Consider the following 24341-nt stretch of genomic DNA (forward strand, 5'->3'; position numbering starts at 1 on the left):
ACGGCCGGTTCAGCGCGGCATCAATGGCAGTACTGCTTGTCGCAGGTGTGTTCGCATTCGTTGCCCGCCACGACACCCCCGGGTCAAGAGCACCCGGGTGGGGCCGACGCAGAGAACGCTCTCATTCCCACAATCCCACAGTCAACATTCAGGGCACCACTCATCATGATTCCCACATTCGGCATTCCATGCACCAGGCATCATGAATTTCCTCGGCGGATTCGAACGCTTCCCTGAAGCTGCTGGCCTGGTGGCTATGAATATATATGGTCATATTGCAGAGTGAGAAGGTCCATTGGCCGCCGGCGACCTGGTCGAGTTCTTCGTCGGACAGTTGGCGCAGGCTTTCGTCGTCGTCTCGGATTGCGTTGATGCGTGCTTTCGTGGCGGTCTCTGTTGCGGTCGACATGGCGCTCTTTTCTGGTCTCGAGATGCTGAGGGACTCCTGGGGGCTCAGTTGCTGAGCGCCAGTATGCCATGCCTCAGCAGCGCGGCGAAGCGCGCTCAGCCAAGGGGCGGCGAGCTGAGGTCGCCAATACGACGAGTGTCGCGATGCAGCGTCAGACGATCTGGCGCTGAACGAGATCCAGGAACGGCCCGCTGACCTCGGTGAGCTCGTCGTAGGTCCCGGTTTGGACGAGCCGCCCCCCCCACAGCACATGGATCTTGTCCGCTCCGCGGATGGTGGACAGGCGGTGGGCGATGACGATGCGAGTCAGCGCGAGCTCGGCGACAGATTTCATGACATGGGCTTGGCTCATCGAGTCGAGAAAGCTGGTGGCTTCGTCGAAGAACAGCACCCGGGGCCGTCGGGCCAGTGCTGCGGCGATGCGGATGCGCTGAACCTGACCTCCTGAGAAGATGCTCGAGTTGTCCCCGATCACGGTGTGCATGCCCATGGGCATCTCTGCGATGTCGCGGTCCACGGCGGCCAGCCGGGCAGCCTGCCAAGCGTCCTCGATGCCCAGGCCGCCGCCAAGCCCGATGATGTTGTCCAGGATGCTGCCCGGCAGCAAGGCGCCGTCTTGGGTGACGACGCCGATCTGGCGGCCGATCCGCCGGTCCAACTTCGTCATCTCCAGCCCGTCGTAGTACACGCCTCCACGCGTGGGCGCCTCCAGCCCCAGTGCGACCCGAAGGAGAGTGGTCTTGCCGGATCCCGATGCTCCGACAACTGCGACGAATTCGCCTGGTGCGGCGTGGATGCTCACATCGTCGAGCACGAGCGGGCCAGACTCGGCGTATCGAAAGCTCACACGGTCGAGGACGATCTCGCCGTTGAACGTGCTCAGAGCGGGCTCGGACGGAGACTTGTTCGGCACGGCGTCGAGGAGCGGCTTGACCTGCTCGTAGGTCGGCACGACCTGCGTCATGGTCTTGAACGTCGACCCTAGGGCGCTCAGCGCGCCGTAGACGGAGGCGGAGGTGGCGTACACGGCGACGAATGCGGCGAGGCCGACGCGTTCAGGTCCCTGCCACAGCGTGACCGCGAACAGCGCAGCCACGGTGAGTGCGGGTACCGCGGCGCTATAGCCGTTGAGGTGCTGGTCGAGCCGGTTGATGTGCAGCGTCGTGACGTGCGCATCTCGGGCGTTGCGCGCCCACGAGGCGAATGCGGATTGCTCAGCTCCGCTGACGCGCAGTTTGCTGATGCCGTTGATGAATTGGAGAAGCCCCCCGTTGAGCCTTCGTACGATGGCGTTGCGCTCGCGTTGCGGCCTCAGCTGCTGCAGGCCGACGAGCGTCATGATCCCGAGCGACAGCACGCTGAAGCCGAGGCTGGTCCATGCGAGTGGTGCGTTGTACGCCAGCAGAACGGGCAGGGCCGGAACGACCACCGCTGCGCTCGCCACCGTTGCCGCCACGCTTGTCACCAGTGCCCGCAGCTGTGCGATGCTGTCGATGCGCACGCCGAGATCGCCTGCTGTGTAGTCCCTGAAGAACTTGGGCGGGAGGTCGAGTACCCGGTCCCACAGCGCGGCGGTCAGGCGGCTGCCGGTGCGTCCTTGAAGACGGTTCATCGCTGATCCCCGCATGAAGGCCAGCAGTGCGATGATCAGGCCGACGACGACGTGACCCAGCACGATCAGCAGCAGTGCGCTGCGGTCGCGCGCGGGGACCGCCCAGTCCACGAGGAACGCCAAGAACAGCGCCGGCGCGAGCGTCAGCGTGCTGATCAGCAGGCCGACGACCCCGAACCGCACGAGGTCTGCCGCTGCAGAGAGCCCGGCGAATCGCAGCAAGTCCCGACCCTTCACGGGCGAGTCCGCCGGCAGCGGGCGATAGATGAACCAGGCGTCTTCGGCGAGATCGGCTGCACGAACGGAGTTGAGCCGCTGGCGTCGGCCCGTGACGGGGTCCACGGCCCGGTAAGCGCCGGTCGCGGAAGGCAGCAGCGCGAGGGGGCATTCGTCGCTTCGGCGCCATGCGAGCAGTGCTCCACCGTCGCCGCGCCACCACCTGTCCTCGGGCATCAGCTTGATCCTGCGGGCGCGCAGCATCGAGGCATCGAGGACGGCTCGCAGTGTGACCGGCCCGGTGTCGCCGCCAAGAGAGCTTGCGGTGCTCACGGTTGCGGGCACGCGGAAGTCGATCCGTTCGTGTTTGCCGATGATGCGCAGGGCGGACGTCAACGCGGTTGCACCCTCGTCTCTCACAGCGGGAGCAGCCGCCAGCGACGAGTGCAGCCCGCGGCGGGCGATCTGCGCGTCGTGGCGCCGGTGGGCGGCAACCTCGAGCTGATAGTTGACTTGGTCGGCGAGCCCGAGTTGCCGGTTGAGCGCCTCGGCGCTGAGCGCGACACGATGGAATTCCGACAGTGCCTCCGCGAGCCGGCCGTGCCGGCACAGATCGCGGGTCGAATGGCTCCTCAGCGGTGTGTCGGCGTCGACGCTGATCCAGCTGTCCGAGGTGAGCGCGACGGGACGGGACTGTGCCGGCCGGGTCAGCTCGGTGCTGAGGTAGCGCACCGTGGCGTTGCCGTCTGCGGTGACCCACACCACCTGACCAGGCCGCGCTGACAGCACGGACTGCGATCGCGCGTCGATGCGGGCTTCGATGCCCAAGGCGATGTCGGGGTTCGGACGCGGCTCGACGCGGCTGGCGACCGAGCCTGCGAACTCGGCGATCCAAGTGTCGACGCGACGCGCCAGTGTGTCCGCCGGGAGACGCCGTTCCAGTTCGGCGACCCTGATGCGGTGCAGCCGCGAGTCCGGCAGCGCTTTGGCGCCGACCGAAAGACCGGGGGTGGGGGGGTCCACGCCGAAGACGAGTTGCCCGGCCTCTGCGCGCAGAATGTGCGTGGGCTGCGAAGTCTCGACGCCGTCGTGCATCTCTCTCACGAAGACGTCGAGCGCGCCGCTCTCGACGTACCAGCAGACCGCGGGCTCGTCGAGATCTATCGGCCGGTTGCCGGCCCCGATGACCGTCTCGATCGCCAGCGAAGGCAGGCCAGCGTCGGCTCGGGGCGCCGATGCAGGCGATTCGCCGGCTTCGGTCATGCTGAGCGGCTCTCGGCGGCGCAGCAGGTCATTGGCTGTGCACGAGCCGGCCGTAGAGCCCGTCGGCGTCGGCCATCAGCTCATCGTGAGTTCCCCGCTGCACCTCTCTGCCCCGGTCCAGCACCACGATCAGGTCGCTGTCGCGGATCGTGTTCAGCCGATGGGCGACGATGAGGCAGGTGCATCCGCGGCGGCGCAGCGCATGGTCGATGCGCGACTCGGTGAGGGCGTCGAGCGAGCTGGTGGCTTCGTCGAGTATGAGTACCGAGGGATCCGTCACCAAGGCGCGTGCGATCTCCATCCTCTGGCGCTGCCCGCCGCTGAAGTTGCTGCCGCCTTCTGTCACTTCTGACTGGTAGCTCGATTCGCGCTGCATGATCTCGTCGTGCAGCAGGGCGTCCTTCGACGCAGACGCGACGTGACGGTCTGACGTCGCCGGATTCCACAGTGTCAGGTTGTCTCTCACCGTTCCCGAGAACAGCAGGATCTGCTGATCGACCACCGACAGCGAACTGCTCAGAACGTCGCGGGGAATGTCCGCAAGCGGCACTCCGTCGTAGAGGATCTGCCCCGACCAAGGCGCGTACTCGCCGCTCAGCAGCTTGACGAGCGTGGATTTGCCCGAGGCCGACGGCCCCACCACTGCCACTCGCTGGCCCACCTCGATGTTCAGGCTGAGGTCCTCGATGACCGCGGGGCGGTCGTCGCGGAAGCCGAAGGTCACGTTGCGCAGCTCGATCCGACCGGCCAGTCGTGGGCGTCCGCTCAGCGTCGCCACCTTGAGCGTCGCCACCTTGAGCGGCGCCACGTCGGCAGGCGCCGAGAATCTCGCGTCCTGTGGGCTTCGTTTCACATCCTCGATCTGTCGCATGCTGGCATCGAGCAAGGCCAGTTCGTCGGCGAGGGACACCAAGCGCCCCACGGGCTCGAGGAAGCTCCTGGTCAACACGAGCAGCCCCATGAGCAGACCGACCGACAGAGTGCCTGAGGTGACGCGCCAGCCGCCGATGCCGATCACCGCCGCGCTGCCGAGTATCCCGAACAGCGCAGGCAGGGCGCCGCTGACGTAGCCCAGTTCGCCGAGCTTCTGCTGTGCTGTCAGCTCGCGGGCCTGCTGGCCGCTCCAGCGTGCATAGAAGTCGTCCTGTGCAGACGTCGCCTGCAGCGTGTCGATGCTTCGCAGGGCGAATGCGCTCAGGCCTGACAGCAGTACCGACTCACGCTGGAGCTTCTGGTTCTCGTCGCGGCGTGCGCGGCGAATCCAGCGCAGCGTGCCTGCGTTCGCTGCGCCCAGCAGCGCCACGATCACCGCCAGGAGCGGGTCGTACCAGATCACGACGCCGAGAAAGATCAGGCTTCGGGCCAGTTCGATGGCCATCGACACGACGATCGTCGACGCTCGGCGGGAAACGGAGTCCACAGCTCCGGTACGCCGGGCCAGGTCGCCGGCGAAGCGGCTCACGAAGAAGCGCGCAGGCAGCCGGAACAGGTGAGTCACGAACCGGTCCGAGTGCACCACCGACAGCCGGACGGCGAGGCGGTTCAAGCAGTGCTGCTGCAGCCACGTCAGCACGGCTGATGCCACGCCGATGGCGATCGCGGCAGCGATCATCGCCGTGCCCCATCCCTCCTGGCGACCGGCCAGCACCTCGTCGACGAACACGCTGAGCACCGCAGCGAGCGTGAGGCCGGGAACCGCGAGCATCAAGCCGCAGAGCGCCGCAAATGCCACAGCGGCACGCGTGTCTCGCAGCCATGGCCACAGCGTCCTCAGCATCCCGGCTCGCCTGACGGACCGCTCGAAGCTCGCTCCCGGCGTCATCGTCAACACGACCCCGGTGAATTCCCGGTCGAACTCCTCCTTGCCGACGGTGCGCCGCCCCGCAGCCGGGTCGTTGATGGCGTAGCCCGATCGCTTGACTCCCTCGAGCACCACGTAGTGCCGGAAACCCCAATGCAGCACCGCCGGCAACGGCAGTTGCGGCAGGTGCGACGGCGACGCCCTCCACCCCGTCGCCTCGAGCCCGAAGCGCCGCGCTGCCCGAACGACATCCGCGCCGGTGCTGCCGTCGCGCCCGGCGAAGCAGGCTTCGCGCAGCTCCTCGGGATCCGCCCATCGGCCGTAGTGGGCCAGCACGATCCCCACGCAGGTCGCGCCGCACTCCGTCTCGCTGAGCTGCAGCAGTGCCGGCGTTCTCATCGGCCGAGCATGCTGCGGGCAACCCCGGCGCCGAGCAGCGAGACCGGCGCCTTGCGGTCGACGACGATGCCGGCACGGCACAGATCGCCGTCGAAGACCTGCCAGTCGGCCTCGCCGGCCAGCGAGAGACGCACGAGGCGCTGATGCTGCGGCTCGGGAAGCCCCAGGCTGCGCAGCCATCTCGTGTCGGGCTCGGGTCGTTCGGGCACGAGAGCCACGCTGGCCCGAATCGGGGCTGAGGCGGACGTGTCGTCAGCCCGAAAGACGGTGGCCTCCATGCCCGGTTCCAGCCGCCTCGACTGCGAGGCCGGCGCGAACACGACGGCTTCGAATCGCGTCTCGATGCTGTCGCGGATCCACACGACAGGCTCGCCGACTCCCACGACGCTGCCCACCCCCAATTCGTGGTCGGCGACCGTGCCGTCGGACGGGCTGATCAGCTCGATATGGCGATCGAGGTCCGGAACCCAGATGCGCGCCAGTGCCGATCCGGCCGTGACGACCTGATCGGTGCGCACGTAGAGGTCCGTGACGCTGCCGGTTGCGGGCGAGGCGACCACATGGCGCTCGCCGGCCAGCACGAACGCGCAGTTCAGCGTCACACGCTCGCTGAGCCGGCCGAACAGACCCCACCCCAGCACCAAGAGCAGCACTGCGCCCAGCGCAGCCGCCGCCATCCACGAGCGAGTCGACGTGACCCGCAACAGCTCGCTCAGGTTCTCCGAGCCGCCCTCACGGGCCAGCGCCTCCTGGCGAAAAAGCATGCCTCCGCTTGCGGTCACACGGGTGCTCGACGCTTGCGCGGCGCGCGCTGCCGATGTCGCATCGCCCGTGTCCGGCGGCATGTCGGTCACTCCTGCGGCAACTCCCGGCCTGCGCACGACTCAAGCTGAGCCATGCTGCAGCAACTGTACGACATGGCTGCTGTCATATGGCAGACTGATTATTGGCGCGGCTGAACTAACCGGGTTCCAGCGTCTTGAGACTAGGACCAACGCCATGCCGGCTCATGGGACATCCACAGCGGAAGCCACCGCAACTGCAGTCCGTGATGGAGAAGGGAACTTGCGGCAACTGACCGACGAGGAGCTTGAGCAGGTCGCCGGCGGCCAGACCTACACGGTCACCTTCGAGAATTGCGGCTGCACGATCGACGTCAGCGGGGTCAATTCGCTGCACGAGGCCATCCAAGAAGCCGAACTGGTGCACCCGCTCTTGCACTCGGGCAACTGATCCCGTTGCAAGCTGCTGGCTCCTTGGCATGCGCCGAGAAACCCGAAGCCTTATGCGGCCCGCCGGCGCACGGCGATCGCAGTCGGCGTGCTGGGCATGGCAGCGGCAGCAGGTTCTGGGCTGGTGCCACCGGTCTCAGCGCAGCCGCACGCGGCAACTGCTCTGGGCGGATCGTGGCGGGAGAGAGTCCGGATAGTTCGCCCGGCGGCGGAGGGTGCCGGTGCCCTATGACCAGCTGAAGTTCAGGTACACCACGCTGGACCCCTCATGCGGCTCGCTGCTCGGCGTCTCACGCTGCGACGTGGTCGAGATTCCCGCCGGCGCGGTGTGCGGCCATGCGGGCCGATGACCCGGCCACCAGCGAGGACGAGAGCCTCAGCGTCAGCACACGGCTGAGACCGCAGCAACGCTGAATCTCTCCCGACGGGTTGCGTGGCGACCCGGCGCATCCGCGTGCCCCGTGACCCTTGGGCGCTGCTGGTGCTCTCGCCTCGGGCGGGTGCCGCTGCCGTGCTGATGGAGGCACGCTGCTGATGGGGGTGCGCTGCTCTGCTCGAGGGTGTCTAGTGTTTACAATGTGCCGATGGACATAGCCAGTTCTACGGAGGCCAGCGCAGTGAGCAGGGTGGTGCAATGAGCAGTGCGAGTCGGCGTTCTGCTGCCGGAGGATCGACGCTGGCGGTGCGCCGCCTGCTTGTGCCCTGTCTCGTTGCGGCCGCACTCGTCGCGGCAGGCTGCAGCGGAGACGACGCGTCGTCGGCCGAGCCGACCGTGCCCGTCGTCGAGACCGAAGAGGTCACTGCGGCGCCGAGCGCCGACAGCACCGATGCCAGCGTGCCGCCGCCGCCGCCGACGAGTGCTGATGACGCCGACAGCACCGATGCCAGCGTGCCGCCGCCGCCGCCGCCGACGAGTGCTGATGATGAGGCCCAGCCTGACGAGCCAGAGGTCGCTGACGGGGCGCCGCCGAAGTCGGATGCCGCGGCGTACACCCAGTACCTCGTGAGCCAGGCCATCGACCTGTACGAGAACGAGGGACTCGGTGCGCTGCTCGCCGAAGTCAACAGCCCAGCCGGCATCGACGGCCAGTGGTACGTCTTCGTTGTCGACTCCGACGACACGGTCATCGGCCATTATGACGTTGACCGTTTGGGGACTGACCTGAACGGCTGGATCGGCACCGATGTCAACGGGTACGTCTTCGGCACCGAGATGCTGACTGCCACCGAGTCCGGCAAATGGGTGCCCTACGTGTTCTCGAACCCGGCGAGCGGCACCCTCGGCGACGAAGACTCGTTCGAGTTCAAGAACGCCTGGGTGGTGCGCCACGACGGCCTGCTGTTCGGCTCGGGCTGGTACGTCGACACCGAGGAGTTCGCGCCTCAGCTCTTCTCGGAAGCGGCCGAGCATTTCCGCAGCGGCGGGCTGGAAGCTTTCCTTGAGTTCTCCAACGAGCCCGGAGGCGTCAACACAGGCCTCATACCGCTCGCGGAGTACTACAACCGCACCGACACGCTCGACGGGCTCTTCACGGGAATCGCCGCTGCTCCCGACGGCACGATCCTGGCCCACATCGATCCCGGGCTCATCGGCACCGACATTGAAGATCTCTTGGGGTCCGCAGTGCGCAATGTCACCGCCGAGGGCGGCTGGATCACTGCCGACGACAACCCCGAAGGCACCGGCCCCGAGACGATGCGCATGTGGCTGATCGACGTCGACGGGACCCTCATCGGCGGCGGCTGGTACCGCCTCGCCGAAGGCGGCTGAGCCGCAAATGGAGGACAGCCCTGCGCCCGCTCAACCGAGACCGCTCGTACTGCTCACGCCGCGAATCGTCCGCGGCACCACCTGAAAGGACAGCCTTCATGAGATCAAGCTGCACATTTCAACCGCAAGGGCCTGTGATTGGATATGACGGTCGCTCGTTGCGAACGCTGCTGGCGCTTCTTGCAGCGTTCGTTCTCGTGGTGGCGACGGCAGTGAGTCCCGTCGGCGCCCAGGACTCGACCGAACCGCCGTCCGAAGACGCAACAGGCGACAACGCCGAGGGCGAAGGCTCGGCCGACGGCGACCCTGCTGATGACGATTCAGACCCTGCTGATGACGATTCAGAGACTTCGACAGAGTCGATGCCGCAGCTGACCATCGGTGGAGGCAACTACCCCGAGGTTCCCAGCGGGTTTTCTGGCGTCTTGGGGCGGTTCCACATTCAGGCTGGTGACGACCCGGCGGATGACGACTCGGCTGGCGATGATTCTGATGGCGTCGACGACTCGGCTGGCGATGATTCTGATGGCGTCGACGACTCGGCTGGCGATGATTCTGATGGCGTCGACGACTCGGCTGGCGATGATTCTGATGGCGTCGACTCGGCGGCTGGTGACGACCCGGCGGATGACGACTCGGCTGGCGATGATTCTGATGGCGTCGACGACTCGGCGGCTGGTGACGACCCGGCTGGCGATGATTCCGACCCGGCCGCTGACGGCTCCGCCGCCGACGACTCTTCTGATGCCTGCACGGATGATGATGGCCCTGCCGATGAGATTGAATGGTCGCTGTCCGGCCCTGACAGTGACCTCTTGCAGATCAATAGCAGCGGCGTGCTGTGCTTCGCCGCCCCGCGGTTCGTGCAGTTCGTGGGCGGAAACGACGCCAACGGCGACGACGTGTTCGAGGTCACTATAGAAGCCAGCCCCAGAGGCGGCCCTTCCGTGTTCACCGATACAAGCGTCACCGTCTTCGGCGACGGACCTGACGTACTCAGTCTCACGCTCCTACCAGGTGAGTACCAGTCACTGCTTGACGACCAGCGGCTGTTGCCGTTAAATTTTATGCGTGCCGCATCCCAACGCACTGTCTACTTCCCCGGCGAAACCATCAGCGCTCTCGTCGAATTCGGTGATTCGGATACTTTGGAAGAGACACCGGTTATCGTCGAGGGAGCGCCTCAACTGCTGCTCAATGTCGACGGAACTCTACGAATCGCTGAGTACGTCTTAACAAGTGGGCCGACCGTCCGCTTCGAATATACCGTTGTCGACGGCGACTGGGACTCTAGTGGCGTTTCGATTGACGCCAATTCCCTGCGGCTCAATGGTGGCAGCATCACTGACGGCAGCAGGCTGCACTCGGACGGTCGCATAATGCACTCGCCGCTGACGCATTCTCAAGTGTCGGACAGTTTCTCACATACGGTAGCGCATGTGACGCCTTTCAAGATTGTGGGTGACACGGCGTTGACTTTCTACGCCGGATCCAACTACAACGTAATTGACGATTTCGTCAATTACGATTTTGATGCAAACTACGGCAGGCTGGGAATGCCAAAATCAGAGAATATCCATTGGCGCTTGGTAGGTGCCGACGCAGCTGCCAACCGCAACCTCTTCTGGATTTCCCCCTACGGCCACTCTGATGAAAATGCAGAATTTTACTTGTCCCGTGACAGTCGGCATGGTGACGTAGAACCCGGCAATTATGCGGTGACCTTAGTTGCAATTTCGGAATATTATCAGTACTACGCAGCGACTCTCGACCTAGTGGTGACTGTCGTCGCTCCGCCTCCTGAGATCGACCTGATCACCTTCGGCCCGAGCCCTGCAGGCGGCAACTATGCCGTCGGCGACGTCATCACGGTGAATGTCCGCTTCGACGCCAACGTCACGGTCACGGGCACGCCTCAGATTGCGATGGACATCGGCGGGGTCGAACGCCTGGCCGACTACGACGGCGAAGCATCGCCTGCGACCGGCAACAATCCCAGTCAGGTCGACTCCCTCCTCGGCAGCGACGGGGCAACGGAACAGGACAGCGAAACAGTGGCCGTGTTCCGTTACACGGTCGTCGAGGGCGATGCCGACAGCGACGGCGTGATGATTCCCGCGAATTCCCTTGGGCTCAACGGCGGTTCCATCGTCGACGCCGAAGGAACAGAAGCCGACTTGACGCACACCGCGGTCCAGGGCGGCGTCGCCCGGAGAGTCGCCACCCCAGGCGGGCTGTAGAGCCCCGGTACGTCTGCAAGGAAAGGAAACTGGCATGACGGCCAAAGACCCAAGTTCAGAGGATCCAGCGCAAAACGAATGCCGGGTACAACGGCCTTCTGTTGGCCTTCTGTTTTTGGCATCCCGGAGGCTGCTGTCGCTTCTGGCTGTGTTCGTGCTCCTGGCAACGGCAGTGAACCCCGCAGGCGCTCAAGACTCGACCGAGTCGCCGCCCGAGGACTCGGCAGATGACAGCTCCGGGGGCGGCGGCCCAGCCGACGGCGACTCTGAGACGCAGACAGAGTCGATGCCGCCGCTGGTGATCGGCGGGGGCAACTCCGCTGCCGTTCCCAGCGGGTTTTCTGGCGTCTTGGGGCGGTTCCACATTGAGGCGGACGACGACTCGGCCGACGGCGGCCCAGCCGACGGCGGTTCAGCAGACGGCGACACGGCCGATGCTGACTCAACCGATGCCGACTCCGCTGATGCCGACTCCGCGGATGCCGACTCCGCTGATGCCGACTCCGCGGATGCCGACTCCGCTGACGCCGACTCCGCTGACGCCTGCGTGGACGACGACAACGCTGCCGATGAGGTTCAATGGTCGCTGTCCGGCCCCGACAGCGACCTCTTGCAGATCAGCAACAGCGGCGTGCTGTGCTTCGCCGCCCCGCGGTTCGCGCAATTCGTGGGCGGAAACGACGCCAACGGCGACGACGTGTTCGAGGTCACGGTAGAAGCCAGCACCAGCGCTGGCCGCTCCGGGTCCGCCGACACAAGTGTAGGCGTCTTCGGCGACGGACCCCGGGTGATCGACATCCATCTGGGTCCTGCGAACCCCGACGAACGCTTGATCCTCCAGGGTGAACGTTCTGTCTACTATCCCGGCGACACCATCACTGCCGCGGTCGCGTTCGGCTACGGCGACATTCCGATATCAGTTCGTGTCGGGGGTTCACCTCAGCTGATGCTGAATGTCGGAGGCACACCCCGAGTCGCCGAGTACATTTCCTCGCATAATTCGGATGTCTACTTTCAATACACCGTTGCTGATGACGATGAAGACGCGAGTGGGGTTTCGATCGACCGCAATTCCCTGCGCCTCAATGGCGGTTCGATAGCCGACGCTTCTGGAGCCAGATCGCCTCTGACACATTTGCGGGTGCGGAACAGCCCCGATCATGTGGTACAGCCGGTGCCGTTCGAAATTGCAGGTCCGGCGGCGCTGACGGTGTACGGGGGGGACAAATTCGTCCACAAGTTCGCCCCGTCCGAACCTGCGTTGTTGAGGTGGTTTCTGCTCGGGCCAGACAGCCGGTACTTCCAAGTAGCAGGCGACGGTGTCGCGAACAGTGGCAAGACAGTCGAATTGAATTTTGCCAGCCGCCCAGACCACGCCACGCCGCGCGATGCCGACGGTCAGAACGACTATGAGGTGACCCTCATTGCCATTGCGGAAGAAGACATCGCTGCTGCGGGAGAAGATTTCAGCGGTATCGGCAAATTTGGGGGTTTCGAGGCGACTATTGACCTTGTGGTGACGGTCGTCGCTCCCCCTCCTGAGATCGTCAATGTCGCTTTCGGTCCGAGTCCTGCAGGCGGCAACTATGCCATCGGCGACGTCATCTCGGTGAACGTCTGGTTCGATACCGCCATCACGGTCACAGGTACGCCGCAGATCGCACTGGACATCGGCGGGGTCGAACGCTTGGCCGACTACGACAGCGAGCCGGCGGCTGCGACCAGCAGCCCTCTCAGTGATGTGGAGCAACTCTTGGCCGATTCCTTTTCCGGCGCAGCGGCTGTGTTCCGCTACACGGTCGTCGAGGGCGATGCCGACAGCGACGGCGTGACGATTGCCGCGAACTCCCTGCGGCTCAACGGCGGCACGATTGTCAGAGCCGAAGGAACCGCAGCCAACTTGAAGCACACCGCGGTCCAGGGCGGCTCCGGCCAGAGAGTCGCCACCCCAGGCGGGCTGTAGAGCCCCGATAGATCTGGTCCGCAAGCAAGGAAGTTGACATGGACCGGCCAAAGACCCAATTTCGGAGGCCCCAGGCCGAAGGGACTGTCGGGCACAACATCTCCCTGACTTCGGTATCCCGGCGGCTGATACAGCTTCTTGCTGTGCTGGTGCTCCTGCTGGCAGCGGCGGTGAGTCCCGCCGGCGCCCAAGAATCAACCGAATCGCAGCCCGAGGACGCTGGCGGAGAAAGCGCCGTTGACGACCGTGCCCGCACGCTGACGCCATGGCTCCACAGGGTGAGCGAGTCGGGCACCGAGACGAACCGCACGACAGTGCGGGCTGACTTCATTGTTCGTGTCGCATTTCTTCGCGGCGGGTCAGCAGTGCAAGTGACGGATTTCGACTTGGACAGTGTCGAAGTGGTCAATGGAACCGTCTTGAGAGCCATCGATCATCATCGCGGCTCGCATATCAAGTTCTTCGAGATTCGACCCGACTTCGGCGCCGACTCTGAGACTTTGACGGTGTCGGTTCCGGCAGGGAGTGTGGAGTTCGAAGGCGAGACGAATGAGGCGGGCTCGATTGAGTTTACGATTGGCGCCCCGTTGACGGTTACTTGGGAATTGCAGTCTCCCGAGCCGATTGCCGCTGCCGAATTCGATGTTCAACTGCGCCTTTCGCACCCGGTGGTTACTGCCGCTGATGATGGTACGGCCTTTGAAGCATGGTCGGATATCGACGTCACGGGAGGCTGGATAAGCGATGTTCGGGGCCTGAGCGATCCACAGCTGTACCACCTCACGCTACGTCGGACTGATCTCGGCCGAGGGTCGGTAACGCTCCATGTGCCCGCGAAGCGGTTCGTGATACGTCAGGCGAGCCAGGTTCATGAGTGGAATCAGGAATCGGAAATCCTGACGGTGACGACGCACCCAGTGCCGCTGACGCTCCAAGGGCGCACGTCCTATGCGGTCCCCAGCGGGTTCAGCGGCGACGTGGGGTCTTTCAGTGCGACAGGTACCAGCGAGAACGTCGAATGGTCACTGTCCGGTCCTGACAGCGACATGTTGCAGATCAGCAGCGACGGCGAACTGGGCTTCGCCGCCGCGTACCAGTACTCAGGCGGCGACGACGCCGACGGCGACGATGTGTACGAGGTCACCGTGGAAGCCAGCACGAGCGGCGGCCGCTCCGGGTCTGCCGACGCAACCGTCACGGTCCAAGGCGACGGGCCTGCGGTGCTTGGCCTCGATTTCCGCCTAGCTGGAGGCCCTGTGTTCTACCCCGGTGACACCATCCGCGTCAGGGTCCACTTCGGCGACCCCGCGGCTCCGCAATGGGCTCAGCTCGAAGAGCCAGTGGTGGTCGATGGTGCACCTCAGTTGCTGCTCAACGTCGGTGGCACTGCACGAACCGCCGAATTTCTCTCCGCACGCGGGCCATATGTATTTTTCGAATACACCGTTGTCGACGGCGATGAGGACAATAACGGCGTCTCGATTGACTCCACTTCCCTGCGGCTCAACGGAGGCTCAATCACTGACAGACGGGGAAGGCACTCGCCGCTGACGCACGGCCCAGTGACGGACAGTGCCCCACACCTGGTTCAGCCGCCGCCTTTCGAGATACTGGGCTCGTCATCGGCGACGGTCTACACCGGAACCGACGAGTCAGTCGGCACCTTCAGCGTTACGGAGTACGGCGCGTATGTGTCTTGGTCCTTGGAAGGCGCAGACAAGGACGACTTTCGACTCACCGACGTCGATGATGGGGTTTCACTGGAGTTCGCCAGCCAGCCGCATCACGCCGAGCCACTCGACGCTGACGGTGACAGCGACTACGAGGTGACCATCGTTGCCATGTCGCAAGTCTTCGAGGGTTACGAAGCGACGCTCGACGTTGTGGTGACCGTTTCGGCAGCTCCTCCCAGGATCCAGAGTGTCGAGTTCAGTTCGAGTCGCGCCGGCGGCAACTATTTCGTCGGCGATGTCATCACGGTGAATGTCCGATTCGATTCCGGTGTCACGGTGACGGGCACCCCGCAGATTGCGCTGGACATCGGCGGAGTCGAACGCTTGGCCGACTACGCAGGCAGCGACGGAGCAACGGCCGTGTTCCGCTACACGATCGTCCAAGGCGACTCCGACAGCGACGGCGTGACGATTCCCGCTAACTCTCTGCAGCTCAATGGCGGCACGATCGTCAACGCCGACGGAACCGCAGCCAAGTTGAAGCACAGCGCGGTCGAAGGCGGCTCCTCTCAGAGGGTCGCCGCTCCAGGCGGGCTGTAGGCCCCGACAGGTCACCGAGAACTACCGAGAAAGCGAAGTCGGCATGAACAAGAAAGGCATCCTGATGCAAGGGTCAACAGGCCGAGACAAGAAGTACAGGTTGACAGCCGGGCGAGCCGGCCGGCCGTCCCGACTGCTGATGTCGCTATTGGCTGTCTTCGCGCTCCTGGCGGCGACGGCAGTGAACCCCGCCGGCGCCCAAGACTCGACCGAGTCGACGCCCGAGGAGTCCAACCCAGACCGGGATCCCTCGCGCGATCTTCTGAACCTTGACGATGACGGCCGTCAGTCTCCGATATTGCACGGCATCTGGTCCGACGGCAGCACCGTGTGGGTGAGCGACGGGCATATTGCCGACAAGATATTTGCTTACGACTTCGATTCCGGCGAACGCATTGCCGACAAGGACAATGACGGGCTGCGAGTCGACTGGCACAGAAATGTTCGTGACATGTGGTCTGACGGGACTATCATGTGGGTGGCCATAGATGACAGCCGCGATTGGCTGTTCGCCTACGAGCTAGAGTCCGGCTCGCGCCGGAACGAGCGAGACATCGACCTCAAAGACCCCTACGATGGCGTGTCATCAGCGGAGTGGGCGGCGTACCGTAACGGTAAGCCGAGAGGGTTGTGGGGGGACGGCACCACCCTGTGGGTGTCGGACCACAACGGCGTCATTTTTGCCTACGACTTGGAGACCGGCGCCTTCTCAGACGAACGGTCCTTCAGCACCGGCTTTGGCTTGAAGGACTGGGTGAGGGGCATTTGGTCTGACGGACTCACCATGTGGCTCCTCGAGGGCAAGACCAAGCAGATCTTGGCCTACGAGTTGGCCACCGGCCGCCGTCAGCCACACTATGACATCGACGCCGACGTCGAGGCCTTCTCGCATTACAACTACGACGGCGAGTTCGGTCCTGCAGGCCTCTGGTCTGACGGAACCACGATGTGGGTGCCTATCGGAAAGTTCAGTTCCAACAAGGGAATCTATGCCTTTCATATGCCCGAACGGCCGGCCCTGAAATCGCTCGGACTGAGCGACGCCGGCATGTCGCCCCGGTTCTCGACCGAGACCACCAGCTACCAGAGCGGCACTGTGCCCACCTGGCTCGACTCCGTCACGGTCACCGCCGAGGCGACGTCATTGACCGTCTCCGGCGATGCTCCTTCGGGCATTGTTTCCATCGAACCCGCCGACGCCGATCCGGACGAGGACGGCCACCAAGTAGACTTGAGTCCGGGAGCCAACACGATCACCGTCACTGTCACCGCAGCAGGCGGCGCAGCCAAGGTATATTCGATCGAGGTCGAGCGAGACCATCCCGAGACCTTCGACCGGGTGCCAGAGCACGATGTCGAGTTCTCGCCAGAATTGGTCCAATCTCACGGGGGAAATATCAGTCCTGGCGGCCTGTGGTCGGATGGCACCACCATGTGGGTTGGCGATTATCATTCAAACAGTGTGTTTGCCGTGAACCCCAAGACCGGGGAGCATGAGCCCGCACGCGATATAGGTGTCAGCTACACGATATGGTCATCGGACGGCTTGTGGTCGGATGGCACTACTATGTGGATATCCGACCCGTCTAACCCGAATGAGAGGCGGTTGGCCGCTCACAATCTCGAGTCCGGAGACCACGAGCCTGAGCATGACATCGAACTGCCAGTCGAAAACAGGCGTCCGAGCGGATTGTGGTCTGACGGCACAACTATATGGGTAGCCAATAGATCCAGCCAGAGGATCTTTGCCTATGACCTCGCGACCGGCGTTCTGGATGACACTTTGAGCTTCGAGACGGCCAGCGGCAATCGGAATCCGTCCGGGTTGTGGTCCAATGGAACCACGATGTGGGTGACCGATGACCAAGACAAGACGACGGTCTATGCCTACGCGCTGGAGAGCGGCGCCGCGTTGACCAACTTCTGGTTCCACCCGGATGGCGATGGCGCCAACACGACGAAGCGCTCGCTGTGGTCTGACGGAGACTTCATGTGGCTGGGAGAATTCGCCGAACCCGAAGGCGACGACTTCTTTGGCACAGGCTCGCTCAAGGCCTACAAGATGCCCCCGAGTGCTGCGCTGGAATCACTCGAGATCGGCAGGGCCGTCGATACTGGGAGCGGAAGCGGAAGCTCAGCCAAGTCATCTACTGCCGCGACACCGGCAGAATCACAGATTGAGTACATCGACTTCGGCACGTTCGCGCCGTTCACTCCGAACTACCGGGCGACCGTGAACAACCGCGTGAGCAATGTGTTCGTATCAGCGACCAGTGAGGTGAGCGACGCCACTGTGCAGATCGAGCCCGGCTCCGGCACTGGAAATCGGCACCAAGTGAACCTGGACGTGGGCGAGAACGAAATCACCATCTTGGTTCATTCCGCGGACGGCTCGAACTGGCAGACCTACACGGTCACGATTCACCGGAACCCCGTCGGGGGACTCTAGTGGTGCGTCGCTGAAATAGCTGGGGCTGAAGCAAGCCCATTCTTGCAGGTCAGCGAGCTGCATGATGCCCGGAGGAAAACGGTACTGGTTTTCTGAAAGTGCGGCTCAGCGGCAGGGCGACGAGTTCTGATGAGTCCTGATGCGGTCGTGCAGCGGTCCGTCGGCTCGTGGGAGCAGTGGGCGGCATCGCAGTTGTCCGCACCGTCATGCTCACCGCTTGGGTGCTGTCTTGCTTGGGCAGGTTGCCGCTGGGGATCCGCAGGCCGTACGCGAGAGTTCCGGCAGGCGTGCATGTCTGTTGGCAGGCGTGCGCGGTTTGTCGGCGTGATATGAGGGTAGTGGTGCGGGTTTGTTCTCCGGTTGTGGTGTGCGTTGCGTGCGTGGTGGTGTTGGCGGGTGGTGTGGTGCCGTCGGCGGGCGCGCAGTCTGCGGCTGGCGGGGAGTCTGGGTCTGGTGGTGTGGTGTTGGTGGTGGTGAACGGTTCGTCGTTGGCTGATGTGGGTGTGGCGGCTGGGTTGGTGGGTGGCGGTGTGGGTGATGTGGTGGTGGCGGCGGAGTCGGCTGGGGGTTTGGGCGAGGCGGCTGGGGGTGTGGTTCGGGCTGCGGGTGTGGTGTCGGGTGTGGTGCTGGTGGGCGGTGAGGCGGCGTTGGGCGGTGGTGTGGCTGCGGAGTTGGAGTCTTTGGTGTCCGGTGTTGTGGTGGAGCGTGTGAGCGGCGCGGATCGGGTGGCGACGGCGGCTGCTGCGGCGCGTCGGGTGCTGGCGGGCCGTTCGGGCGGGGCCGCTGCGGGTGTGGTGTTGGCGGATGGGTGGTCGTTGGCTGATGTGGGTGTGGCGGCTGCGGTGGCGGCTGCGGGCGGCGCGGATGTGGTGCTGTATTCGGGTTCGGGTTCGCTGCCGGACCAGACGCGGCAGGTGCTGGCTGGTGAGGCGGTCGGCGGGATCGTGGTGGTGGGCGGCGCGGCGGCGGTGCCTGACTCGGTTGTCGCTGCGGCGGCCGGGGCGGCCGGCGGCGTCGGGACAGAGCGTGTGGGCGGCGCGGACCGGGTGGCGACAGCGGCGCTGGCGGCCCGCCGGTGGGCGCCTGGCTGCGCGGAGGCCGCGGTGGTGGCGAACGGCTGGTCGCAGGCCGACGTCGGCACGGCTGCGGCGCTGGCGGCGGCGCTGGGCGACAGCGTGGTGCTCTACACGGCGAGCGCGGACGGGCTGGGCAGCGACACGCGCTCAGCGCTGGGACGCGTCCGCCCGCAGCTCGCGGTCGTGGTCGGCGACACCGACACGATCAGCGACGACATCTCCGGCGAGCTCGCCGAGCTCGGCTACCCCGCCGCACGCGTCACCGACCCCGCTGCTGCTGCCCGCTACGCACTCGACAACGACCTCCGCAACTGCCGCACCACCGGCAGCAACAGCACCGGAGGCAGCGGCAACAGCGGCAGCAGCGGACCAGGCAACGGCGGACCAGGCACCGGCAACGGCACCACCCCACCGGACAACGACGTCGGCAGCGGCCCAGAATCCGGCAGCGGCACCACCCCGCCGGACGACAACAGCTCTGACACGGACAGCAGCACCCCACGAGACAACGACACCGACGCCCCCGACGTGGTCGTCAGCTTCGCCGAGGGGTCCTACCGGGTCGAGGAGGGCGGCCCGCCTGTGACGGTCACCGTCGAGCTGTCCGAGGCGCCCCAGCGAGAAGTCTCGGTGCCGCTCGAGGCCACCTTACGCGGCACGAACCGGGCGAACCGGTACTCCGTGTCGCGCTCGACGTTGACGTTCGCGGCGGACCAGACCAGCGCGACGTTCACCGTGACCGTTCCCGACGACAGCCTCAACAACGACGGCCACCGGCTGTCTGTGAGATTCGGCGACCTGCCGCCGGGGTTCCGTGCGGCAGTCCGGACCACCGCGCTTGTAGAAATCGTCGACGACGAGATCCGGGTCTGGCTGCAAAGGGCGCGCACGTACGCGTACGAAGGCGGCGACAGCGCGCAGGTCCGTGTCCGCCTCGACAGCTCGCCCACAGCGCCGGTCACGATTCCGCTGACAGCGGAACTGCGGGGCGACGCTTCCGCTGAGGACTTCAGCTACTCCGTCGAGGACCTCAGCTTCGACTTCGGCGTGGGCGAGACGGTCAAGACCTTCACGGTGACCGCCGTCGACGACTCAGACGACGACGACGGCGAACACTTGGTCCTCACCTTGGGAGACCTGCCCGACAGCGTCCTCAGCACCACCGCCACGTCGGTCATGATCCACCTCATCGACGATGACGGACCGTTCTCGCGTCAGCCCGGCAAGGACTTCGCAGACCTCTACTCGGCCACGCCAGAAGAACTCGTCGAGTTTGTGCACAGCGGCAGCGACCCGATGGGCCTGTGGTCTGACGGGACCACGATGTGGGTGCTCTTCGACACATTCGTGGAAAGCATCGCTGCGTACGACATGAGCACCCGCGTCTTGGACCCCGACCGCGTCATCGACACCGAAGACAGTGACTTCAAGAACAGGACGCCGCGTCCGTTCGACCTGTGGTCCGACGGCGACACCGTGTGGGTGGCCGACCATACGCGCTGCTCCCTGTTCGCGTTCGACTTGGCGACGCGGGCCTACGACGGAGCTCTCGATGTCGACATGAGCGGGCATCACGGCAGCAGATTCTGCGATGCGGCGGGCATCTGGTCCGACGGCGACACCGTGTGGGTAGCCGAGGACTCACACGACAAGATCTTCGCTTACTCGCTCGCAACCGGTGAGCGTCGCTCGCAGCACGACATCACCACGATCGCCTCCGCGGGCGCGACCTCGCCGTCGGCGCTGTGGTCCGACGGCGTCACCATGTGGGTGATCGACCGGAAGGACAAGCAAATCTACGCGTTCGATCTCGACAGCGGCGCACGCCGCAGCGGGCTCGAGTTCTCGAAAGAAGTTCTCGATTCCGCTGACATCTCCACTGCGCACGGCATCTGGTCCGACGGAGCGACCATGTGGGTGTCCGACATCGAACAAGAGTGGGGCACCGGCGATCATTGGAAACCGGGAAAGATCTATGCGTTCAGCATGCCGGTCTCGGCGGCGCTGGAGTCGCTGTCGGTGTCGGGTGTGGAGTTCGGGGTGTTCCAGACGGGCATTTTCTCCTATGAGGGCGCGGCGGCGGCGGGCGCGACGTCGGCGACGGTGACTGCTGCGGCGGCGTTCACGGACGACGCGACGGTGACGGTCGCGTGGGAGGCCGCCGACGGCACGACGGGCACGGGCGCCTCGGCGACGCTCAGCGCGGGCGACAACACGATCACGGTGTCGTCGTCCTATGACGCCGACGGCGACGCGGGCACCGACAACGCGGATGTGCGCGTCTACACGGTGACGGTCACTGTGCCCCCAGCAGCCGACGACTAACAGGCTGCTGAAATATGCAGGTCCGGCCGGAAGCGCAAGCCCCTGACCTGCGGGTTTGCAACTGGATACCGCCCGAAAACCGACTTTTTCAGCATCCTGCTAGCGGCTGAGCCGAGTCTCGGCGCTGTCTGTCAGGCCGTTGTTCTTTGGCTGGGTGGGCCGGCTTGTCGGGCCAATCCGGACGCGGTACGGCGGGGTTGTAGGGTCGCGGGTTGTGCGGGTTCGTTTGTTGTCTCTGTCTCGTTCTTGTGTTGGCGGCGGGAGCGTTGGGGTTGGTTCGGTGCTGGGGTTGGTTCGGGGTTTTGCGGGTAGTGTGAGGTGATGCGTTTGAGGCGTTCGGTTTCGGCGGCAGGATGCGTTGCGTGCGTGGTGGTGTTGGCGGGGGGTGCGGTGCCGTCGGCGGGTGCGCAGTCTGGCGGGGAGTCTGGGTCTGGTGGTGTGGTGTTGGTGGTGGTGAACGGTTCGTCGTTGGCTGATGTGGGTGTGGCGGCTGGGTTGGTGGGTGGCGGTGTGGGTGATGTGGTGGTGGCGGCGGAGTCGGCTGGGGGGTTGGGCGAGTCGGCTGGGGGTGTGGTTCGGGCTGCGGGTGTGGTGTCGGGTGTGGTGCTGGTGGGCGGTGAGGCGGCGTTGGGCGGTGGTGTGGCTGCGGAGTTGGAGTCTTTGGTGTCCGGTGTTGTGGTGGAGCGTGTGAGCGGCGCGGATCGGGTGGCGACGGCGGCTGCTGCGGCGCGTCGGGTGCTGGCGGGCCGTTCGGGCGGGGCCGCTGCGGGGGTGGTGTTGGCGGATGGGTGGTCGTTGGCTGATGTGGGTGTGGCGGCTGCGGTGGTGGCCGCGGGCGGCGCGGACGTGGTGCTGTACTCGGACTCAGGGTCGTTGCCTGATGGGACGCGGCAGCTGCTGGCCGATGCGGCGGTGAGCGGGGTCGTGGTGGTGGGCGGCGCTGCGGCGGTGCCTGACTCGGTTGTCGCTGCGGCGGCCGGGGCGGCCGGCGGCGTCGGGACAGAGCGTGTGGGCGGCAAGGACCGGGTGGCGACAGCCGCGCTGGCGGCCCGCCGGTGGGCGTCCGGCTGCGCGGAGGCCGCGGTGGTGGCGAACGGCTGGTCGCAGGCCGATGTGGGCACGGCTGCGGCGCTGGCGGCGGCGCTGGGCGACAGCGTGGTGCTCTACACGGCGAGCGCGGACGGGCTGGGCAGCGACACCCGCTCGGCGCTGGGACGCGTCCGCCCCCAGCTCGCGGTACTCGTGGGCCGCACCGAAACGCTCAGCGACGACATCGCCGGCGAACTCGCCGAGCTCGGCTACCCCGCCGCACGCGTCACCGACGCTGCTGCTGCTGCCCGCTACGCACTCGACAACGAACTCCGCAACTGCCGCACCGGCGGATCAAGCGGCCGCAGCAGCGGCGGCGGCAGCACCGGCGGCAGCGGCGGCGGCAGCACCGGCACCACCCCGCCGGACGACAACAGCTCTGACACGGACAGCAGCACCCCACGAGACAACGACACCGACGCCCCCGATGTGGTCGTCAGCTTCGCCGAGGGGTCCTACCGGGTCGAGGAGGGAGGCCCGCCGGTGACGGTCACCGTCGAGCTGTCCGCGGCGCCCCAGCGAGAAGTCTCGGTGCCGCTCGAGGCCACCTTACGCGGCACGAACCGGGCGAACCGGTACTCGTTGTCGCGCAGCGCGTTGGCGTTCGCGGCGGACCAGACCAGCGCGACGTTCACCGTGACCGTTCCCGACGACAGCATCAACAACGACGGCCACCGTCTGTCTGTGAGATTCGGCGACCTGCCGCCGGGGTTCCGTGTGGCAGTCCCGACCACCGCGACCGTCGAAATCGTCGACGACGACATCGAAGTGAGACTGGAAAGAGCGCGCCCGTACGCGTACGAGGGCGGCGACGCCGTGCAGGTCCGTGTCCGCCTCGACAGCCCGCCCGACGAGCCCGTCACGATTCCGCTGACAGCGCGGATGCGGGGCGGCGCTTCTCCTGGGGACGTCAGCTACTCCGTCGAGGACCTCAGCTTCGACTTCGGCGTGGGCGAGACGGTCAAGACCTTCACGGTGACCGCCGTCGACGACACCGACCACGACGGCGGCGAGCACCTGGTCTTCGCCTTGGGAGATCTGCCCCCCGGCTTCATCGGAAGGTCCTCGGTCACGATTCACCTCATCGACGACGACGGACCGTTCTCGCGCCAGGTCGGCAAGGACGTCTCTCCGGTGCTTCCGCGAGACCAGGGCGGCGTGACCGATCTGTGGTCCGATGGGACCTCGGTCTGGGTGCAGGTGAACTCCTATTGGGTCTACGAGCTCGACTTGGACACCGGCGCCTGCCTCAACGTCGATTCAAACTCCGGCGCCTGCCTCAGCACATTCGCTTATCAACAATTGCTGGATCGAAATGTGAACATCAAGGGGTTCTGGTCTGACGGTGAGACCATGTGGCTGGCCGACGACCTCGGCACTGCGGCCAAAGTCGTCGCCATCGACTTCGACACCGGCAGCAGGCTTGCCGACAAGGAGATCGTGCTCCCGCGATTCGACTATCCGGCCGATCCCGAGTCGCTGTGGTCTGACGGAGTCCTCATGTGGGTGCTCGACCAATTGACCATGCGCATACATGCCTACGAAGTCGACAGCGGCGATCATGTGAGTTCCCGCACCATCACTCTTGACCCGCAGATCGCGAACACGCGGGTGGCTCAGGGCATCTGGTCAGACGGCGTCACCATGTGGGTCGCGAACAGCTCCAACAGCAAGCTGTTCGCCTGGGACTTGGCGACCGGCGCCAGGCGCAGCAGTCTGGACTTCACCACCCTGTCGAGGTCGGGCAACAAGCGGATCCAGGGAATCTGGTCCGACGGCGCGACCATGTGGGTTGCCGGGTGGCCGGACGGCTCAGACAGCAAGGTGTTCGCCTACAACATGCCGACTTCGGCGGCGCTGAAATCGCTGTCGGTGTCGGGTGCGGAGCTCGGGGTGTTCCAGACCGGCACGTTCGCCTATGAGGGCACCGCAGCAGCGGGCACCACGTCAGTGACGGTGACTGCTGCGGCGGCGTTCGCGGACGACGCGACGGTGACGATCGCGTGGGAGGCCGCCGACGGCACGACCGGCACGGGCGCCTCGGCGACGCTCAGCGCGGGCGACAACACGATCACGGTGTCGTCGTCTTATGACGCCGACGGCGACGCGGGCACCGACAACGCGGATGTGCGCGTCTACACGGTGACGGTCACTGTGCCCCCAGCAGCCGACGTCTAGCGGCTGAGCCGAGTCTCGGCGCTGTCTGTCAGGCCGTTGTTCTTT

The 24341-nt window shown here is 65.4% G+C and carries 13 protein-coding genes; 9 read left to right on the top strand and 4 right to left on the bottom strand.

What is annotated here, in order from left to right:
* Window positions 1-163: 163 nt before the first annotated feature.
* The 4 genes from ACOGXQ_RS17370 to ACOGXQ_RS17385 form a co-directional block, all read right to left on the bottom strand.
* Window positions 164-409: a hypothetical protein gene (locus ACOGXQ_RS17370; protein ID WP_419944860.1), complete on the bottom strand. Its 246-nt coding sequence runs from the start codon at window positions 407-409 to the stop codon at window positions 164-166.
* A 151-nt stretch (window positions 410-560) separates the two neighbouring features.
* On the bottom strand, window positions 561-3500 hold the full coding sequence (locus ACOGXQ_RS17375; protein WP_419944861.1) for an ATP-binding cassette domain-containing protein: 2940 nt from the start codon (window positions 3498-3500) through the stop codon (window positions 561-563).
* 28 nt (window positions 3501-3528) lie between these two features.
* On the bottom strand, window positions 3529-5700 hold the full coding sequence (locus ACOGXQ_RS17380; RefSeq protein WP_419944862.1) for a cysteine peptidase family C39 domain-containing protein: 2172 nt from the start codon (window positions 5698-5700) through the stop codon (window positions 3529-3531).
* The gene (locus tag ACOGXQ_RS17385; RefSeq protein WP_419944863.1) at window positions 5697-6545 is read right to left on the bottom strand and encodes an HlyD family efflux transporter periplasmic adaptor subunit; all 849 of its coding nucleotides are present in this window, start codon (window positions 6543-6545) and stop codon (window positions 5697-5699) included. The genes ACOGXQ_RS17380 and ACOGXQ_RS17385 overlap by 4 nt, the downstream gene beginning before the upstream one ends.
* A 220-nt stretch (window positions 6546-6765) precedes the next feature.
* Here ACOGXQ_RS17385 and ACOGXQ_RS17390 point away from each other — a divergent pair, with 220 nt between their 5' ends.
* The 9 genes from ACOGXQ_RS17390 to ACOGXQ_RS17430 all read left to right on the top strand — a co-directional run bounded on the left by ACOGXQ_RS17390 (window position 6766) and on the right by ACOGXQ_RS17430 (window position 24296).
* Window positions 6766-6933 carry a hypothetical protein gene (locus ACOGXQ_RS17390; protein WP_419944864.1) on the top strand — a complete coding sequence of 56 codons (168 nt, stop codon included), beginning with the start codon at window positions 6766-6768 and terminating at the stop codon, window positions 6931-6933.
* A gap of 220 nt (window positions 6934-7153) precedes the next feature.
* Window positions 7154-7282 (top strand): hypothetical protein, encoded by a 129-nt coding sequence (locus ACOGXQ_RS17395; protein ID WP_419944865.1) that lies wholly within the window; start codon window positions 7154-7156, stop codon window positions 7280-7282.
* 284 nt (window positions 7283-7566) lie between these two features.
* Window positions 7567-8703: a hypothetical protein gene (locus ACOGXQ_RS17400; RefSeq protein ID WP_419944866.1), complete on the top strand. Its 1137-nt coding sequence runs from the start codon at window positions 7567-7569 to the stop codon at window positions 8701-8703.
* A 158-nt stretch (window positions 8704-8861) separates the two neighbouring features.
* Complete coding sequence (locus tag ACOGXQ_RS17405; protein ID WP_419944867.1) at window positions 8862-10943, top strand: hypothetical protein; 2082 nt, start codon at window positions 8862-8864, stop codon at window positions 10941-10943.
* 154 nt (window positions 10944-11097) lie between these two features.
* Window positions 11098-12906: a hypothetical protein gene (locus tag ACOGXQ_RS17410; protein ID WP_419944868.1), complete on the top strand. Its 1809-nt coding sequence runs from the start codon at window positions 11098-11100 to the stop codon at window positions 12904-12906.
* A gap of 143 nt (window positions 12907-13049) precedes the next feature.
* Entirely contained in the window at window positions 13050-15179 is a 2130-nt protein-coding gene (locus ACOGXQ_RS17415; protein ID WP_419944869.1) for a hypothetical protein, read from the top strand.
* Window positions 15180-15222: 43 nt separating this feature from the next.
* The gene (locus ACOGXQ_RS17420; RefSeq protein WP_419944870.1) at window positions 15223-17628 is read left to right on the top strand and encodes a cadherin-like beta sandwich domain-containing protein; all 2406 of its coding nucleotides are present in this window, start codon (window positions 15223-15225) and stop codon (window positions 17626-17628) included.
* A gap of 380 nt (window positions 17629-18008) precedes the next feature.
* The gene (locus ACOGXQ_RS17425) at window positions 18009-21029 is read left to right on the top strand and encodes a Calx-beta domain-containing protein (RefSeq protein WP_419944871.1); all 3021 of its coding nucleotides are present in this window, start codon (window positions 18009-18011) and stop codon (window positions 21027-21029) included.
* Between the two features lie 321 nt (window positions 21030-21350).
* Complete coding sequence (locus ACOGXQ_RS17430; protein ID WP_419944872.1) at window positions 21351-24296, top strand: Calx-beta domain-containing protein; 2946 nt, start codon at window positions 21351-21353, stop codon at window positions 24294-24296.
* Window positions 24297-24341 lie beyond the last annotated feature (45 nt).

This window comes from Candidatus Poriferisodalis sp. (assembly GCF_965208485.1).
GTDB lineage: Bacteria > Actinomycetota > Acidimicrobiia > Acidimicrobiales > Poriferisodalaceae > Poriferisodalis.

What these genes read in the sequence shown, in the direction of transcription:
- ACOGXQ_RS17380 (WP_419944862.1), bottom strand. Translation starts at nt 5,700, where the DNA reads ATGAGAACGCCGGCACTGCTGCAGCTCAGCGAGACGGAGTGCGGCGCG.
- ACOGXQ_RS17430 (WP_419944872.1), top strand. Translation starts at nt 21,351, where the DNA reads ATGCGTTTGAGGCGTTCGGTTTCGGCGGCAGGATGCGTTGCGTGCGTG.
- ACOGXQ_RS17370 (WP_419944860.1), bottom strand. Translation starts at nt 409, where the DNA reads ATGTCGACCGCAACAGAGACCGCCACGAAAGCACGCATCAACGCAATC.
- ACOGXQ_RS17400 (WP_419944866.1), top strand. Translation starts at nt 7,567, where the DNA reads ATGAGCAGTGCGAGTCGGCGTTCTGCTGCCGGAGGATCGACGCTGGCG.
- ACOGXQ_RS17375 (WP_419944861.1), bottom strand. Translation starts at nt 3,500, where the DNA reads ATGACCGAAGCCGGCGAATCGCCTGCATCGGCGCCCCGAGCCGACGCT.
- ACOGXQ_RS17385 (WP_419944863.1), bottom strand. Translation starts at nt 6,545, where the DNA reads ATGCCGCCGGACACGGGCGATGCGACATCGGCAGCGCGCGCCGCGCAA.
- ACOGXQ_RS17420 (WP_419944870.1), top strand. Translation starts at nt 15,223, where the DNA reads ATGAACAAGAAAGGCATCCTGATGCAAGGGTCAACAGGCCGAGACAAG.